A 17,629-nucleotide genomic window follows, 5' to 3' on the forward strand; every position below is an offset into this window, starting at 1 on the left:
AACCGGCCCGTCACGGGGCGCAAGCGCGAGCAACCGGGCGTCGATCCATGTCAGGACCCCGACCCGGTCAGGCGGACGCCCCCGCCATCCCGTGTAGAATCCGGATTCGGAACTCAACACACCGCAATGATTCGATGAAGCGACTTTTCCTTGCAGCCGTTGCGCTGCTGGCCGGCAGCGCGCTGGCCGAGACCCCCGAACTGAAACAGATCATGGCCGACCCGCAGTGGATCGGGCCGCCCGTCGAGGCCGCCTGGTGGCAGCTCGACGGCGAGGCCGTCTACTACCGCGTCGAACGCGACGACAGCGAGCTGTTCGACATCCACCGCGTCGACCTCGACAGCGGCGAGGACAGCGTAGTGGCGTACGCCGACCAGGCCGACATCGATGGCGCGAACCCGATCCTTCATCCGCATACCGGCCGCATCGTCTTCGTGCGCGAGGGCAATCTGTTCGCCCGCCTGCCGGGCCGCGATGAACTGCTCCAGCTGACCCGCAATACCGAAGCCGACACCGACCCGGACTTCAGTCCCGAAGGCGACCGCGTCATCTTCCGCCGCGGCAGCCAGTGGTGGGTCCACGACCTGGTCGATCGCCTGAGCTGGCCGGTGACCGACCTGCGCTTCGAGGAAATGCCCGACGCCGAGCCCGAGGACGAACTGGCAAGCATGCAGCTTCGCCTGTTCGAGAGCCTGCGCGACGAGCGCGAAGACAAGCGGGAAGCGCGAGAGGCTGCCGAAAAGGCCGCCCGTGAGGATTCCAGCCGCGCCGCCGCGCCCTGGTACCTGGGCGAAGGCATGGAAGCGGCCGCCTCGAGCCTGTCGCCGAATGGACGCTGGCTGTTGCTCGCCGTGCAGCCGGCCGGCCACGAGGGCGGCCAGACCGGCCAGATGCCGCACTACGTGACCCAGTCCGGCTACATCGACGTCGAGGACGTACGCACCCGCGTCGGACGAAACGCCCCGGCCCCGCACAAGCTGTGGCTGCTGGACCTGGAGAACCGCGAAAAGCACGAACTGGCCCTCGACGGCCTGCCGGGCATCGACACCGACCCGCTGGCCGATCTGAAGAAGGAACAGGACATCGACCCGCTCGGCGAAGACGAAATTCGCGACGTCAGCCTCAGCGGCGTCGAATGGCACGCCGATGGCGAACTGGTCGCCGTGCAGCTGCGCGCCATCGACAACAAGGATCGCTGGCTCGCAGTGGTCGATACGACCGCGGAAGCGCCGGCCCTGGACGCCCGCCACCGCCTGACCGACGAAGCCTGGATCAACTGGTACTTCAACGAGTTCGGCTGGCTGCCCGAATCCGAGACTCTGTGGCTGCTGTCCGAGCAGAGCGGCTACAGCCACTTCTACACCGTCGACGCGCGATCCGGCGAGCCCGTGCAGCACACCAGCGGCGACTTCGAGATCTTCGACCCCGTCGTTGCCAGCGACGGCGAGACGGTGCTGATGCTGACCAACCGCTCGCACCCGACCGAGTACGACCTCTACCGCCTGGATCTGGGCAGCGACGAACTCGAACGCATCACCGAACACAAGGGCATCGAGTCCTTCACCGTCCTGCCGGGCGACAGCGAACGCGTGCTGGTTCGCTACTCGGAGGCCTACCTGCCGCCGCAGGCCGCCCTGGTCCGCCTCGATTCGGGCGAACTCGAGCCGCTTACCGACACTCGCACCGAAGCCTTCAGGAACGTGGACTGGCAACAGCCCGAAGTCGTTGCCGTGCCGTCGAGCCACGTGGACCGGCCGGTCTGGTCCAAGTTCTACCCTGCCCGCGCCGAGCCGCCGCAGGGCGGCGACCAGCATCCGGTGGTGCTGTTCGTGCACGGCGCCGGCTACCTGCAGAACACCTGGCTGCGCTATCCCAACTACTTCCGCGAGCAGATGTTCCACAACCTGCTCACCGAACGCGGCTACCACGTGCTCGACATGGACTTCCGCGCCAGCGCCGGCTACGGCCGCGACTGGCGCACGGCCATCTACCGGCAGATGGGCACGCCCGAACTGGAGGACCTGATCGACGGCGTCGACTGGCTGGTGGAAAACCACGACGCCGACCCCGAGCGCGTCGGCGTCTACGGCGGCTCCTACGGCGGCTTCATGGCCTTCATGGCGATGTTCAAGGCGCCCGATGTCTTCGAAGCGGGTGCCGCCCTGCGTCCGGTGACCGACTGGGCGCACTACAACCACTTCTACACCTCGAACATCCTCAATACGCCCGAGGTCGACCCGGAGGCCTACCGGCGCAGCTCGCCGATCGAGTTCGCCGATGGCCTCGAAGGTCACCTGCTGATCGCCCACGGCATGCTCGACTCCAACGTGTTCTACCAGGACGCCGTGCGCCTGGCGCAGCGCCTGATCGAACTGGAAAAGAACCACTGGGAAATGGCGTCGTATCCGATGGAAGGGCACGGATTCACCCGTCCGGACAGCTGGCGCGACGAATACTGGCGTATCCTGAACCTGTTCGAACGCACCATCGGGAGGGAATAAAAGACAATGAACGTGTTCATTACGGGTAACAGCAGCGGCCTGGGACTGGGGCTGACCGAAGCGCTGCTCGACCGCGACGCCATCGTCTGGGGCATGAGCCGACGGGGCTGCCCGCTGGCCGAGCACCAGGACGACGGCATCCGCGACCGCAAGCAGGACATCGGCAACCTCAATCATCTCGAGGAAGGGCTCGACCGCCTGCTTTCCGACTGCCTGCGGCTCGACCTGGTCGTGCTCAACGCCGGCATGCTGGGCCGCATCCAGGAGATCGCACACACCGACGTGCACGACCTCGAGCACATGATGCGCGTCAACGTGTGGGCCAACAAGATGATCCTCGACTGGTTCATCGAGCGCCAGATTCCCATCGACCAGGTGGTCGCCATCTCCTCGGGCGCGGCGGTCAACATGAACTACGGTTGGGGCGGCTACTCACTCTCGAAGGCTGCCCTCAACAACCTGATCAAGCTCTACGCGCCCGAAATGCCGGACACGCACCTGATCAGCCTGGCGCCCGGGCTGGTCGAAACCGGCATGCAGGACTACATCCGCGACGAGGTCGACAGCGAGGAATTTCCCTCCGTGCAGAAGCTCAAGGAGGCGCGCGGCACCGAGAACATGCCCAAGCCGCGCGAGGCGGCCGATCGCATCCTCGACCTGCTCGACGACCTGCGCGAAAACCACGAGTCGGGCGACTTCGTGGACCTGCGCAACCTGTAGCCGGCGAACCACGGCTTTCGGCGCGCCCGCCCCCGGGGCGGGCGCGCTGCGCTCCAGCGCGCCAGCCCAAAACACAAAAAAACCAAAGCACCAAAAAACAAACCCGCCTGGCACGATCCAGGCGGTTTTCCCGTAATATCAGGAACGACCCAACCTGGCTCAACGAGGGATACCGCCATGATGGATTTCAAGATCGGTGACGTGCTCGGCCTGATGGCCAAAACGCTGCCGTTTCTCGTGTTTCGCTTCCTGATCTACTTCGGCATCACGCTGGCCTACGTGCTGGTGACCGGCGTCGGGGCGGGTATCGGTTACTTCATCGGCCATATCGGCGACGATCCGGGCGCCTTCAGCGTCTGGGGCGGCCTGTTCGGCTTCGGCATCACTTCGGCCATCCTCTACTTCCTGCGCGAATACCTGCTCTACATGGTCAAGGCCGGCCACATCGCCGTGCTGGTCGAGTTGCTTGAGGGTCGGGAACTCCCCCAGGGCAAAGGCCAGATCGACTACGCCCAGGGCATCGTGCGCGAACGCTTCGTCGAGTCGTCGGTGCTGTTCGGCATCGACCAGCTCATCAAGGGTGTTCTCAAGGCGTTCAATCGCGCCTTTTTCACCATCACGTCCTTCCTGCCGATTCCCGGCATCCAGGGCCTGGTGAGTTTCATCAACACCATCATCAACCTGTCGCTGACCTATCTCGACGAGGTGATCCTGGCGCACAACATGCGCACCAAGGCCGACAACCCGTGGCGGTCGGGCCAGACGGCGCTGATCCTGTACGCGCAGAACTACAAGACCTTCCTGAAGAACGCCGTGTGGCTGGCCTTCTTCATCTGGGCCATGACCTTCATCGTCTTCCTGGTGGTGCTGCTGCCGGTCGCCGGCCTGGTCTCCCTGTTCCCGGGCACCGCCGGCATCCTGACCCTGGTCATCGCCCTGGTGTTCGCCTGGGGCATCAAGCAGGCCGTCATCGAGCCGATCGGCATGACCGCCCTGATGCAGGTCTACTTCAAGGTCACCGAGGGGCAGGAACCGAATCCCGAATGGGACGACAAGCTCAGCGGCGTCTCCAAGAAATTCGGCGAAATGAAGACCAAGGCCATGGACTGGGACCGCGAGAAGGGCACCAAGCCGCCCTCGTCCGACGAACCGCCCCAGGGCGGCGCGCCGCAACCCGGCCAGGGCTAGTTTCCAACAACAATAGCGATGTACCCGCGGGGTTCGTTCCCTGCACGACAACAAGAAACCGCACTGCCCGCAGCCCCTCCGGTTGCGGGCTTTTTTTGTGCGCATTTGAGTGTATCTGTCATGTCCGGCGGGAAAGTCTCGTAGGGTGGGAGACGCTTCAATCAACCAAGAGGACAACATGCCAGGATCTTCACCCCGCCTCCGCCGAATCGCAGCAAGCATTGCCCTGACCGCCGCGATACCGGTCGCAGTCGCGGAGACATCGCAACCCCTGCCCGACCCCTTCGGCGGCGGCTCGCCGACCGAGATTCGCTATGTCGGCCCGGGCACCGGCTGCGACCATGTCACGATCCAGGCCGCAGTTGACGCCGCGGCATCCGGCGCCGAAATCCGTGTCGTCGGCGGCTCGGGCTACGGCGCCGTGGATATCGGCGATGCCGGAAGCCTCGCCATCCGCGGCGGCTACGACGATTGCTCGGCCACGGCGTCCACCGGCCAGAGCATCCTGGACGGCGGCGGCAGCGCCACCGTCATGGACGTTTTCACCTTCCAGGATCCCGTCACGCTCGAACTCGAGAACCTCACCCTGCAAAACGGCGCGGGCGTGAGCCTCGCCGGCGGCCTGCAGATCGAGGGACCCGCCCACAGCGTGCTGCTGCGCGATGTGCGCATACTCAACAACGCCGCCAACGAGAGCAGCGGCGACGACACGACCGGCCACGGCGCCGGCATCCGCATCAAGAGCACCGCCGGCGCCCAGGTCTTCCTGGTCGACACCAGTCAGGTCTCCGACAACACGGCCGCGGGCGACGGTGGCGGCATCTACTGCGACGCCACCGGCGGCACGCCGGCGCTGGTCGTCTTCGGCGACGGCGCCATCCAGGGCAACCTCGCCGACAACGGGGGCGGGGTGCACGCATCGAACTGCGAATTCGTCTCCCGGGCGGGCGGATTTCTGCAGGGCATCTACAACAACGAAGCGCGATTCACCGGGGGCGGCATTTACGCCACCGCGGGAAGCGCCATCGGCCTGCTGGGAGACGCGCCGGGCGTCTATGTCGACGGCAACCCGGAAGCGCCGGCCAACCTGATCTCGAACACGGCCGGCGGATTCGGCGGCGGCGCCTATCTCGACGAGGCGGGGACCACGATGGTCTCGGTCGACGGCGTGATTTCCAACAACAGCGCGGGTGGCCCGGGCGGCGGCGTTTTCGTCGACTTTCAGGCCGCCTTCGAGATGCGCCGCGACAACGGCACCGACTGCGTCTCCTTCGACACCGCGCTGAGCCCGCCGCCCTGCTCGCGACTGGAGAACAACAGCGCCACCGGCGAAGGCGGTGCGGTCGGTGCCGCCGGCGCCACCGTGGACATCAGCCAGACCTTCATCTCCGGCAACAGCACCGACGCCGACGGCGCCGTGCTCAGACTGAGCGCGACTGATTCGATACTGGAAGGCAACGTCATTCACGATCACTCGGATGCATCGCTGTTCCTGGTCGAGAACAGCAGCGACCTCACCCTCGGCTGGTCGACCGTCGCGGGCAACACCCCCGGCGCCGGCAACCCCATCATCCGGGCCAGGGCCGGCAGCGGCGACAACACGCAGCTTGATCTGTACTCGAGCATCATCCGCCAGTCCGGCGGGAACATCCTCGGACAGGAAACCAGCGACGGCGGCCTGATCGACATTCAAACCGCCGACTGCCTGATCACGCACGAACTCGCCAGCATCCCCGGCGACACCCGCAGCCAGGTGGCCGACCCGCTGTTCAGGAACCCGGCCGCCGACGACTACCACATCGGCGCCGGCTCGCCGGCCATCGACTACTGCGACGACACCAACTCGCCCACGCGGCCGGACATGGACGCCCAGATCCGCGGCGTGGACGAAATCGCCGGCGGATTCCGCTGGGACGTCGGCGCCGACGAACTCCACGACGCGCTCTTTTCCGACCGCTTCGAGTCCTGAAGCCGCAGCCGGAACCCGGGCACCCCGCGGTGCGAGCCGCGGGGCGCCTCGGCCCCGGGAATACCTCCGGAGGTTTCGTTATCCCGCCCGCAAACGCCGCTTGTGCTCGTACATGTCGGCATCGGCCCGACGCACCAGTGAATCCGGCAACTCGCCGTCTTCCGGGTAGAGCGCCTGTCCGATACTTACCGAAAGCGAGACTTCCTGACCATCCAGCATCAGGGGGGCGCTGAGCGCCGCCCGAACCTTTCCGATCACGACATCGATACCGGAAGAATCGCTCAAACCGGCCAGCAGGATCGTGAACTCGTCCCCGCCCATGCGCGCCACGGTGTCCGATGCGCGCGTACACGCAACAAGTCGATCGGCGAGCTCGCACAGCAAGCGGTCGCCCGCCTGGTGACCCAGGCTGTCATTGACTGTCTTCAGATCGTCCAGGTCCAGGTAGAGCAGGCCCAGGCATTCCGCTTCGCGTCGGGCGCGGTGTAGCGCCATTCTCAGCCGATCGTAGAAGAGCGCGCGATTCGCCAGGCCGGTGAGGGCGTCATGATTGGCCATATGCAGCAAGCGCTCCTGTGCCTGCTTGCGCTCGATCGCTGCCGCGATCTGCGTCGATACGAACTGCAGCAGATCACGATGCTTGTCGGTATAGGGCTCAACTTGCGAGGCATTCTCGAGCACGACCACGCCCATCACGTCCTTGCCCGATACCAGCGGCACGCCCAGCCAGTCCCCCAGGGCATCCGACGAGGCTCGAACCGCGCCGGGCTCCAGGGATTCACTGCCCCGTCTGGCAAGCAGCGCGCCCCCGCCTGAGATCACATTGGCGATCGCCGAACCCGGGTCCAACGGCTCGGGCACGCGAGGCAGCTGCCGGTCATCGGCAAAGTAGGGCCAGGAGATCGTGTCGCCGGACGCGTCGTACAGCGCCACATAGAACTTGTCCGCCGGCAGCAAGTCCGCAATCACCCGGTGGATTGCCCCGCACAAGGTCGGCAGACTGTCGGCCGCGTGTGCGGCCTCGGATATCCGGTACAGCGCGGACCGCACGTTCTCCGCCCGCTTCAGCGAGCTCACGTCCCGCGCCACGGCGATCCGGACCCGATGTTCCTCGGACCAGCGGGCCGACCAGAGGATATGGACCACGCCACCGTCCTTGCGGAAATACCGGTTCTCGAAATCGATATGCGAGCCTCCACGCATGATGCGTTCAGCCGCTGCACGCGTCCGTTCCCGATCTTCCGGGTGTACGTGATCGAGCACCCTGGTACCCACCAACTCATCCGGTTGGTATCCAAGCAGACTCCGGCAGGCATCACTCACAAAGACGATCTGCCCCGTTTCATCCACGACAAAGACAGGGTCGAGGAGCAAATCCACGATCCTGGGGAACAGAGCTTCGAGGTCGATGGCCATCACTCGATTCTAGCAGCGGCCGGAAGGCATCTCGAAGAGTTCGTCCGACGCAGGACGCCTCGGAGGCCGGGACAGGGCTACCCCTACGAACTGCTGTTGGCGTTGCATGATATCGAGCACCGAGCCAGCAAGGTCAGGTCGCCGCGAACCAATGGCTTTGTAGAACGGACAAATAGGACGTTGCTCGACGAGCGCTTTCGGATCAAGGGGCGAGACAACTGGTACGAATCAGCCGAGCAGATCCAGGCTGATCTGGAGGAGTTCCTAGCCTTCTACAACCTCAAGCGCACCCACCAGGGCTATCGCTTGAAGGCCGAACACCGGCTCAGGCGTTGCGCGATGCGCTGGGCCGAAAGAAGTTGCCGCCGATCATTCCGAAGGAGCCTACAAGCGAGGTTGCAGAGCCGGCATAATCAGGGCTAATGGAGACCCGAGTGTCGGGAAATCACTCAACTTGTACGGTGAATGAATCCCTTTCACCACCCTAGCAATTAGCCGATACCATTTCTGAGAGCCGAGTATGTGCATTTTCATTTGTTGCATACTGATCCATCAAAGCAAGCAATGCAGCTGCGTTGTTGCACTCATGACCATGCCAATTCATGCGGCGCTTGCTAGAATAGATGGCGTCAACAATTTCGGTAACCCGAAGCTTTAACGAGCCAATCGCTAGATCAGGCGAATCACTATTAAGCTGCAGGATGGCGTTTGACATATGGATAGCACTCTGAAAGCCCAGGGATTGAACTGAAACACTGTTTCGACTTGGCACCAACTCTCTTAATGGCCCCGCACCCATAAACACTCCACCCGCAAACGCAAGGATTACTATCAGAGAAAAAACGCAGTTCTTTTCCCAGCTTCCAGCATCAAGGAATTTCCAAATAGACATCAGCACTCACGCTCCAAGTTACGCAACCCCTATCCCTCAAAGACAGTACGTGCACTTGTCTTCAGTACATTCCCTCAAACACCTATCGTATTCCTTGTTACAGGATACAAAATCAATGGCTGTCTTGGGAACACATATCAGCGCCTCACAGCCAAGCGCAACAAACGGATTCCAGAAAAAAAACCCGAGACCTAGGCAACCGGCGGTGCACCAGCCGGCACCGTACGCAACGTCATACGCACAAATAATGACCTCATCGCAGTACGTGTTACAGACCGTACCTGCACAAAACGTATCGACTACCTTTTCTTCGTTGGATCCGCAACACTCCGATCTCTTAAGGCCATATTCATCGAAGTAGGAAACTGGACTCGCCCGAACGTAAGCAAACGTCGTCAGATCACCGCGAACCCCAATCGGATCCCGCCTAGAATAACGCCCAACGTCCGGGCTGTAGTACCTCATGTAGTTGTACGCAAACCCATTTACTTGATCGTAGAGCTGCCCCGGAAACCGCAACCGATCCTCGACTCCCGCCTGTTGCGTCTCCCCGAAAGCCCTCATCTCCCTACTGTGAGAAACCGAGCCCGCCCCATCTACCAGCTGCTGCGGCGTCCCCAGATGATCTACCTGATAGTAGTAAAAGCTCGATCCAGATTTTCGCAGGATCGGATCAGTACTCCATAGGCCGTTGGGCGGGAACAGATAAAAATCGGATGAGTTTCCGAGTTCGTCCAACTCGGCCATCAGACCCTGATCGTTGTAAGCGTACCAGGTGGCTTCGGGGTTGTCTCCATCAGACTCGTAGATGATCTTGCAGACGCGCCGCCCAAACGGATCGTACAGGTACTCCGCGATCAGATCGTTATTCTCATCTCTGACCGCGCTCATCCGGTTCTCGGCGTTATACTCGAAGGTGCGCCCCAACCTCCCGCCTGGACCGTACTCGGCGACGAGGCTCCCGTTTTCATCGTATTCGTGGCTTTTATCGACGCTGTCGAGCAACTCGTTGTTGTCGTTGTACTGCCACTGTTCATCACCTGTTCGCAAATCGGTTAAACGGTTCCCCAGCGGATCATAAGTCCATTCCTCCGCCGAGAATGTGGGGTAGCTTGCTTCGGTCAGACGATCAGCATTATCGTAGCCATAGGCGTACGTGCCGTGCTCGGTGTCCTTTTTGGTGATGTTTCCCGTATCTTCCCAGGTGTAGTCGTAATCCATCAGCACCTGGTCACTGGCATTCACAACCTCAATCGTCCGGTGTCGCTGCAGACCGTCGTAGGAGGTTGTTCGAACCGTTCCGCCCGGGTACTCGACGCGGCTGGGCTGCTGCCAATCGTAGTCTGTGTAGGCAATCACGCCTTCGCCCGGGACGGTGACTGACTCCATCCGATTGGCATCATCCCAGGAAAAGCCATATTCGGTTCCGTCAGGTGCCGTCAGGCTGGCTTGGCGCCCGTTGGCGTGCCAGCTCTGCTCGTGGGTCTTGGAAAAGCCGGGATAATTGACGGTCTCTTCGGTTTTTCGCCCGAGGTCGTCATAAGTGTAGCTCCCGCTGAGCGTGCCGTCGTCGTAGCCGGTCAAGCGGCCACGCTCGTCGTAGCTGAAGGTGACTGTGCGTTCCGGAGTATTGAGGTTGCCAGCGGCGTAGTGCCGCACCTCGGTTCTGCGGCCGGCGTCGTCGTAGTCGTATTCAGCGCGGTTGCCGACGGGATCAGTGCGGGCAAAGAGTTGGCCTGCGTCATCATATTCATAGACGGTCGTCTCGCCCATTGGTCGGGCTTCGGTGTTCATCCGGTCCGCCCGGTCGAAGGTAAACACGTGGGTGTTGTCGTTGGCGTCGGTGAGGCCGATCAGGTTATCGCGATTGTCATAGTGGTAGGTCGTGGTGTGATCCAGGGCGTCAGTAGTCGTGATCATCCGTCCGAGCGGATCGTAAGCGAATTCGGTGGTGCGCTGGGCGGGGTCCTCGGTGGCGATCTGGTTGCCCCGGTCGTCATAGGTCGTGCGGGTGGTCTGCTCGCGCCACTGCGCGCCTTCGAGCCAACGGTCGGTCTGGGCGACGACGCGGCCGCGGCGATCGTAGGTCAGCAGTCGCTCGAAGGTTGGGTACTCGATCTTGACCGGTTGGTGGCGTGCGCCCTGCCCCGACCCGGGTTCATCTGGATAGTGGAAGGTCGTCTCGTTCCCGGCCCCGTCTGTGATCTTCTCCAAGCGGCGGTCGGCATCGTAGGCGTAGTGGGTCTGCTTGCCGGATGGATCGGTCTCCCGGGTCCGGTTTCCGGCCGCGTCGTAAGTGTAGGTCTGCTCGCCGCCGAGCGCATCGATCACCTTCTCCAGCCGGTCGGCGTCATCTTAAACCTGCTCGGTTTCGGTCAGGTCGGGGTGGATGATACGCACCCTATTACCGACTTCGTCGTAGATAAAGGTGGTGGTTTCCAATTCCGGGTTGGTTTCGCTGGTGAGATTGCCGGCTTCGTCGTAGGTGTAGGTCGAAGTCCGCTCCAGGGGATCTGTCCGCGTGAGCACGTTGCCCATTACGTCGTGCGTGCGGCTCTCGACGCCATTCTCCGGGCCCGTAATCTGCTCGAGATTACCCTTGTCGTCGTAGGCGAAGCTCGTCTCGGCGGTCTGGGTCTCTTCGTCACCGAGACGGCGGATGACCTCGAGGCGGCCTAGCGCATCGTATTCGAACTCGGTAACCCGCTCGACGGTGGTGCCCTCGGCTTCGATGGTGCGGATTCGGTTGCCGTTGGCGTCGTACTCGTGACGCGTGACAACTCCGGCCTCGTCGATCTCGCGGATGACGCGCGAGTGCGAGTGCTCATACTCGGTCACCGTCTGGCTGCCGTCGGGGAAGGTCATGCCGGTGAGGTTGTCGAACTCGTCGTAGTGATAGGTCGTGGCGTGACCGTTGAAATCGAAGTGAACGCGGTCCCGGCCGTCCTTTTCGACACGCTTGTCCAGTTGGCCGTTGACTTGGCGTCGGACCAGCTCGCCCTCTCGCTCCTACCAGGCCGAAGTCGCCCGCGTCAGCAATACGAGCCAATGCGCACTGGCTGTGACTTGACTCTGATCATCGTTCCAGCGCAGCCAGCGCCGTCCGCCAAGGTAGAAGAGCATTTCGGACACGGGCCGGAAATCCGCTCACCGCGCGCAGATGGTTGATGTCGCCCAAATCGAGGTCATCAGGCAGGGAGGAATCCCCGAGCAAGCGCTCGAACCGGCTGCACCCGAACTCGATGTCGCGCGCGGATTTACCCGGCAACCAGTCCATCAGCATGGAGGCACTGGCCGTAGTAATCGCGCAAGCCTCGCCGGAGAAAGCGGCTTCCTCAATCGTTCCGCCCGCCACGCGCAGCTCGACCAGGATATCGTCCCCGCACAGCGCGTCCTGGCCGCGGGCGCTGTGGGTTGCGCCTTCCAGGCGGCCGTAGTGGTGCGGGGAGCGGTTGTGGTCGAGGATGACCTGCTGGTAGAGCTTGTCGAGCGCCATGGGGCGGAATTCTACCAGCGGCCGGCGCGGGCCGCCGGATGATCAGGCCAGCATGTCGCGGGCCTTGCCCAGGGCCTCGAGGAAGATGTCGATTTCGTTGCGGATGTTGTAGGGCGCGAAGGACAGGCGGGCGGTGGCCGGCACGTTGAAGAACTGCATAACGGGCATGGCGCAGTGGTGGCCGGTGCGGATGGCCACGCCGTAGTGATCGACGATGGTGCCGATATCGTTGGGGTGGGCGCCTTCGAGGGTAAAGGAGACCACCGGGCCCTTGTGCTTCGCGGTGCCGATGATCTCGAGGCCGTCGACGGCCTGCATCTTCTCGGTGGCGTATTCGAGCAGGCGTTCTTCCTGCCATACGATGCCTTCGTAGCCGGTTTCTTCGAGGAACTCGACGGCCTTGCCGAAGCCGATGGCGCCGGAGATATTAGGCGTTCCGGCCTCGAACTTGTGCGGAAGGTCGTTGTAGGTGGTGCCCTCGAAGCTCACCCGGGTGATCATCTCGCCCCCGCCCTGCCAGGGGGGCATGTCCTCGAGAATGGATTCCCTTGCCCACAGCGCGCCGATGCCGGTCGGGCCGTACATCTTGTGCGCGGAGATGCAGTAGAAGTCGCAGCCCAGGGCCTGCACGTCGACAGCCATGTGCGGCGTGGCCTGGGCGCCGTCGACCAGCACCGGCACGTCGTGCTTTTTGGCGATGCGGCAGACGTCCTCGACCGGGTTGATCGTGCCCAGGGCGTTGGAGACGTGCACCATGCCGATGAGCTTCGTGCGCTCGTTGATCATCGAGGCCAGTTCGTCGACCAGCAGTTCGCCCTGCCTGTTGATGGGCGCGACCTTGAGCACCGCGCCGGTCTGTTCGCACAGCATCTGCCAGGGCACGATGTTGGAGTGGTGCTCCATGTGCGTAATCAGGATCTCGTCGCCTTCTTTCAGGCGCGGGCGCAAGTAGGCCTGGGCAACCAGGTTGATCGCCTCGGTGGTGCCCCGGGTGAACACCACCTCGCGAATGGAATCGGCATTGAGCAGCCGGCGCACGGATTCGCGCGCGCCCTCGAACTGCTCGGATGCTTCGACGGAAAGCTGGTGGACCCCGCGGTGAACATTGGCGTTGTAGCGGCGATAGAAGTCGTCCATCGCCTCGATGACCTTGAGCGGGCGCTGGGCCGTGGCTGCGTTGTCGAAGTAGACCAGGGGCTTGTCGTCGTGCACGCGACGCTCGAGCACGGGAAACTGCTCGCGCAGGGCGAACACATCCAGCTGGTCTTTTACCTTCGATTCGACTGTTTCCATCGTCTCTTCTCTGCCTTCGGACGGGAAAAGGTTTCAGGTTTCAGTGTTCAGGTTTCAGGCTGGCTCCGATCCAGTCTTTCCTGAAACCTGAAACCTGAACCCTGTAACCTACCCAGGTTCACAACTGCCCCTGCAATTCAGCCAGCAGCCAGTCCCGGACCGGAGCCTCGGCCTGCCCTTCGAGCGGCTCGGCGGCGAAGCCGTACTTGAGGAGGGTGTTGGCTTTCTCGGTCGGCAGGCCGCGCGAGCGCAGGTAGAACAGGGCGTCGTCGTCGAGCTGGCCGATGGTGGCGCCGTGGCTGGCGGTGACATCCTCTGAATAGATTTCCAGCTCCGGCTTGGCGTTGATGCGCGCCATCTCGCCGAGCAGCAAGCTGGCGGTGTTCAGGTCCGAGTGGCTGTCGTCACTGTCCTCGTGGATGTGGATGCGACCGTTGAACACGCCCACGCCCGTGCCGTCGGCCAGCAGGCGGAAGGCCTCGCGGCTGTTGGTGTGGCCGGTGCAGTGGTCGATCGAGGTGTGATAGTCCACGTGCTGTTTCGAATCGAGCACAACCGTGCCGTCGATTTCACCATGCGCGCCGGCTTCCTTCAGGTATACGTTGAGATCCTGCCGGCCGAGCCGCGCGCCGGTATCGAGCACGAAACTTCGGTACTCGGCGTCGCGAACGACGTCCACGCGCGTTCGGGACACGCGCACGATATCGCCGCCGGAGCGGCGCATGACGTGGTTCAGGGCCGCCCCCTGCCCGACCCGGATTTCATTGACGGCATTAACCATGCCTTCGCCGCCACCGGCCTGCCATTCGACCAGGGTGGCGCGGGCGTTGTCGGCCAGCTCGATGAACAGTCGCGGGTGGACGGCCGCAGCGAAATCATCCGCCGTTGTCGTGGCCAGAACCAGCGGCTTGTCCAGCTCGCCCTCGATCCTAATCTTCCAGGCCTGGCCGAAGCGGGCCAGGTTGAGCCAGGCAAACGCATCCTCTCGCCCGCCGTACTCGATGCCTTCGAAGTCGTCGCGCGTGGCCGCCTCCAGCTTCACGCCCGCGGGCAACTCGGCCGTGTCGGCGTTGAGAATACCGTTGTCGAAATGCAGCAAACAGGCGTCGAACGGCAACTCGGGCGCTTCGGCGCTCGAGGCGGCCCCGGTCTGAAACTCGCGCTTTTCAAGCAGGCGGATCGGCGTGTACTTCCAGGCCTCGGTCTTGAGGTCGGGGAAGCCGTGCTGCATCAGCGCCCGCTGCGCGGCCTGGCGCAGGTCGCTGAAATCGTCAGCGGCCAGGGCCGATTCAGGCGCGAGTCTTTCGGCAAGCTCACTCATAAACTACGCCTCGGCTGCTTCCGTCTTCAGGTGCTCATAGCCTTCCTTCTCGAGCCGTTCGGCCAGTTCCTTGCCGCCGGACTCGATGATGCGGCCGTTGGAGAGCACGTGCACATGATCGGGGGTGAGGTGTTCGAGCAGGCGCTGGTAGTGGGTGATCACCATAAAGCTGCGCTCGGGATCGCGCAGGCGGTTGATGCCTTCGGCCACGAGCTTGAGCGCGTCGATATCCAGCCCTGAATCGGTTTCATCGAGCACGGCCAGCTTCGGTTGGAGGATCGCCATCTGAACGATCTCGTTGCGTTTCTTTTCGCCGCCGGAAAAGCCTTCGTTGACGGCGCGCTTGAGCAGGGTGTCGTCCATCTTGAGCTGCTTGAGCGACTCACGCACGGTCTTGAGGAAAGTCATCGAGTCGACTTCCTCCTCGCCGCGCGCCTTCTTCTGCGCGTTGAGCGCCGAGCGCAGGAAATAGGCGTTGTTCACGCCCGGGATCTCGACCGGATACTGAAAGGCCAGGAACAGGCCGGCGGCGGCGCGCTCTTCGGGCTCCATGTCGGCCAGATCCTTGCCGTCGAACTCGATCGAGCCTTCGGTGATCTCGTAGCCTTCGCGGCCGGCCATGACGTAGCCGAGCGTCGACTTGCCCGAACCGTTGGGCCCCATGATGGCGTGCAGTTCACCGGCACCGATCTCGAGGTTCAGGCCCTTGAGGATTTCCTTGCCGTCGATGCTGACGTGGAGATTCTTGATCTTGAGCATAATTAGTCTAGGTTTCAGTTTTCAGGTTTCAGGTTTCAGGGCAGGCCTTTCGGACCTCAGGCGGCAAATCACGTAAAACAATGCCGTCCCTGAAACCTCGTTCACTAGCCGACCGCGCCTTCCAGGCTGATCTCCAGCAGCGCCTTCGCTTCCACCGCAAATTCCATCGGCAGTTCCTTGAAGACCTCCTTGCAGAAGCCGTCGACGATCAGGGCCACCGAGTCTTCCTCGTCCAGGCCGCGCGAGCGGCAGTAGAAGAGCTGGTCTTCGCCGATGCGCGAGGTGGTCGCTTCGTGCTCGACCTTGGCCGTGGGGTTGAACGACTCGATGTAGGGGAAGGTGTGTGCCCCGCAGGTCTTGCCGATCAGCAGGCTGTCGCACTGGGTGTAGTTGCGCGCGTTCTCGGCGCGCTTGGCCATGCGCACCAGGCCGCGGTAGCTGTTGTTGCTGTTACCGGCCGAGATACCCTTGGCGATGATCTTGCTGGTGGTGTTCTTGCCCAGGTGGATCATCTTGGTGCCGGTGTCGGCCTGCTGGTAGTTGCGCGTCAGCGCGACCGAATAGAACTCGCCGGCCGAGCGATCGCCGCGCAGGATGCACGACGGGTACTTCCAGGTAATGGCCGAGCCCGTTTCGACCTGCGTCCAGGTGATGCGCGAGTCATCCTCGCGGCAGTCGCCGCGCTTGGTCACGAAGTTGTAGATGCCGCCGACGCCGTTCTCGTCGCCCGGGTACCAGTTCTGGACGGTCGAGTACTTGATGTGGGCGCGTTCCTTGGCCACCAGCTCGACGACCGCGGCGTGCAGCTGGTTCTCGTCGCGCATCGGGGCGGTGCAGCCTTCGAGATAGCTCACCTGGCTGCCGGGCTCGGCAATGATGAGCGTGCGCTCGAACTGGCCCGTGTCGCGGGCGTTGATGCGGAAATAGGTCGAAAGCTCCATCGGGCAGCGCGTGTCCTTCGGGATGTAGACGAAGGACCCGTCGGTGAACACGGCCGAATTGAGCGCGGCAAAGTAATTGTCGGTGTGCGGAACGACCGAGCCCAGGTACTCGCGCACCAGGTCGGGGTATTCCTGCACGGCTTCGGAGAAGCTGCAGAAGATGACGCCGGCTTCCTTGAGTTCCTTCTGAAAGGTCGTGCCGACCGACACCGAATCGAACACGGCATCGACGGCCACGCCGGCCAGGCGCTCACGCTCGTGCAGCGGCACGCCGAGCTTGTCGAAGGTCTCGAGCAGTTTCGGATCGACCTCGTCGAGGCTCTTGGGCCGGTTTTCCTGCTTGGGCGCGGCGTAGTAGTGAATCTTCTGGAAGTCGATCGGCGGCAGCTTCAGGTGCGCCCAGTTGGGCCCGACCATCTTCTTCCACTGGTGAAAGGCTTTCAGGCGCCACTCCAGCAGCCACTCGGGCTCGTTCTTCTTCGCCGAGATCATGGCGATGATCTCTTCGTTCAGGCCGGCGGGTACCCGATCCTCGTCGATGTCGGTGTAGAAACCCGCCTTGTAGCGCTGCTGGATGTATTCCTGCACCTGTTCGGTGGTCTGACTCATGACATTTCCCGTTGCGATGAGGCCGCGACTTCCGCGCGGATGGCGATTCGGCGCGAGGACGGCTCGGCCAGGTCGGCGAGACTCAGGCCGGCCAGCGCACTCTCGACGGCCCGGCCGATCTTCTGCCAGTTGCCGCGGAGACTGCAGTCGGACTCGTGCGAGCAAAGGCCCGGCTCGAGCCCGCATTCGGTCAGGGCGATGGGCCCTTCCATGGCGCTGACGATGCCGGCCACGGAAATCTCTTCGGGCGGCTCGGCGAGCTTGTAACCGCCGTTGACACCGCGCACCGAAGTGACCAGGCCGGAGCGCGCCAGGGTCTTGAGCACCTTGGCCACCGTCGGCGTCTCCAGCTTGGTCAGTTCGGCCAGTCGGCTGGCAGGAACGCACTCGTCGGGGCGATGCGCGAGAGCCGCCAGGAGCACCGTGGCGTAGTCCGTCAATTTGCTGATTCGAAGCATTTTTCGCGCCCCGTCGAAAGCTCTTGTTAATTATGGCGTCGGAAGGACCTCGAAACAAGACCGATT

At 63.0% G+C, this 17,629-nt stretch carries 14 protein-coding genes and 1 pseudogene; 5 read left to right on the forward strand and 10 right to left on the reverse strand.

The features are described 5' to 3' along the window. The first annotated feature begins 134 nt into the window (after window positions 1-134). From DZC52_RS05165 to DZC52_RS05180, 4 genes are all read left to right on the forward strand, one after another. Window positions 135-2,501: a prolyl oligopeptidase family serine peptidase gene (locus DZC52_RS05165; RefSeq protein WP_116650058.1), complete on the forward strand. Its 2,367-nt coding sequence runs from the start codon at window positions 135-137 to the stop codon at window positions 2,499-2,501. Window positions 2,502-2,507: 6 nt separating this feature from the next. Then, window positions 2,508-3,221 (forward strand): SDR family NAD(P)-dependent oxidoreductase, encoded by a 714-nt coding sequence (locus DZC52_RS05170; RefSeq protein WP_116650059.1) that lies wholly within the window; start codon window positions 2,508-2,510, stop codon window positions 3,219-3,221. Between the two features lie 177 nt (window positions 3,222-3,398). Further along, window positions 3,399-4,409 carry a hypothetical protein gene (locus tag DZC52_RS05175; protein ID WP_181918787.1) on the forward strand — a complete coding sequence of 337 codons (1,011 nt, stop codon included), beginning with the start codon at window positions 3,399-3,401 and terminating at the stop codon, window positions 4,407-4,409. Between the two features lie 178 nt (window positions 4,410-4,587). Beyond that, window positions 4,588-6,378, forward strand: a complete 1,791-nt coding sequence (locus tag DZC52_RS05180; protein ID WP_116650060.1) for a hypothetical protein — start codon at window positions 4,588-4,590, stop codon at window positions 6,376-6,378. Window positions 6,379-6,456: 78 nt separating this feature from the next. On the opposite strand, the gene DZC52_RS05185 is transcribed toward DZC52_RS05180, so the two are convergent. After that, window positions 6,457-7,794: a sensor domain-containing protein gene (locus DZC52_RS05185; RefSeq protein WP_116650061.1), complete on the reverse strand. Its 1,338-nt coding sequence runs from the start codon at window positions 7,792-7,794 to the stop codon at window positions 6,457-6,459. A 78-nt stretch (window positions 7,795-7,872) separates the two neighbouring features. Here DZC52_RS05185 and DZC52_RS05190 point away from each other — a divergent pair. Further along, window positions 7,873-8,100: pseudogene (locus DZC52_RS05190) on the forward strand (integrase core domain-containing protein); the annotation flags it as partial. A 178-nt stretch (window positions 8,101-8,278) separates the two neighbouring features. On the opposite strand, the gene DZC52_RS15365 reads toward DZC52_RS05190, so the two are convergent. From DZC52_RS15365 to DZC52_RS05230, 9 genes are all read right to left on the reverse strand, one after another. Continuing rightward, window positions 8,279-8,686, reverse strand: a complete 408-nt coding sequence (locus DZC52_RS15365) for a hypothetical protein (RefSeq protein ID WP_147307614.1) — start codon at window positions 8,684-8,686, stop codon at window positions 8,279-8,281. A 36-nt stretch (window positions 8,687-8,722) separates the two neighbouring features. After that, window positions 8,723-11,017: an RHS repeat domain-containing protein gene (locus DZC52_RS05195; RefSeq protein ID WP_116650062.1), complete on the reverse strand. Its 2,295-nt coding sequence runs from the start codon at window positions 11,015-11,017 to the stop codon at window positions 8,723-8,725. 24 nt (window positions 11,018-11,041) lie between these two features. Next, a complete protein-coding gene (locus DZC52_RS05200) occupies window positions 11,042-11,551 on the reverse strand; it encodes an RHS repeat protein (RefSeq protein WP_116650063.1) in 510 nt (169 codons plus the stop codon). 211 nt (window positions 11,552-11,762) lie between these two features. Further along, window positions 11,763-12,182: a Fe-S cluster assembly sulfur transfer protein SufU gene (gene sufU / locus DZC52_RS05205; protein ID WP_116650064.1), complete on the reverse strand. Its 420-nt coding sequence runs from the start codon at window positions 12,180-12,182 to the stop codon at window positions 11,763-11,765. A 42-nt stretch (window positions 12,183-12,224) separates the two neighbouring features. Then, window positions 12,225-13,475 (reverse strand): cysteine desulfurase, encoded by a 1,251-nt coding sequence (locus tag DZC52_RS05210; protein ID WP_116650065.1) that lies wholly within the window; start codon window positions 13,473-13,475, stop codon window positions 12,225-12,227. 118 nt (window positions 13,476-13,593) lie between these two features. After that, window positions 13,594-14,796 (reverse strand): SufB/SufD family protein, encoded by a 1,203-nt coding sequence (locus DZC52_RS05215; RefSeq protein ID WP_116650066.1) that lies wholly within the window; start codon window positions 14,794-14,796, stop codon window positions 13,594-13,596. A 3-nt stretch (window positions 14,797-14,799) separates the two neighbouring features. Further along, on the reverse strand, window positions 14,800-15,555 hold the full coding sequence (gene sufC / locus DZC52_RS05220) for a Fe-S cluster assembly ATPase SufC (protein ID WP_116650067.1): 756 nt from the start codon (window positions 15,553-15,555) through the stop codon (window positions 14,800-14,802). Window positions 15,556-15,659: 104 nt separating this feature from the next. Next, complete coding sequence (gene sufB / locus DZC52_RS05225; protein ID WP_116650068.1) at window positions 15,660-17,105, reverse strand: Fe-S cluster assembly protein SufB; 1,446 nt, start codon at window positions 17,103-17,105, stop codon at window positions 15,660-15,662. Continuing rightward, entirely contained in the window at window positions 17,102-17,563 is a 462-nt protein-coding gene (locus DZC52_RS05230; protein WP_116650069.1) for an SUF system Fe-S cluster assembly regulator, read from the reverse strand. The genes sufB and DZC52_RS05230 overlap by 4 nt, the downstream gene beginning before the upstream one ends. Window positions 17,564-17,629: the final 66 nt, after the last annotated feature.

This window comes from Wenzhouxiangella sediminis (assembly GCF_003410055.1).
GTDB lineage: Bacteria > Pseudomonadota > Gammaproteobacteria > Xanthomonadales > Wenzhouxiangellaceae > Wenzhouxiangella > Wenzhouxiangella sediminis.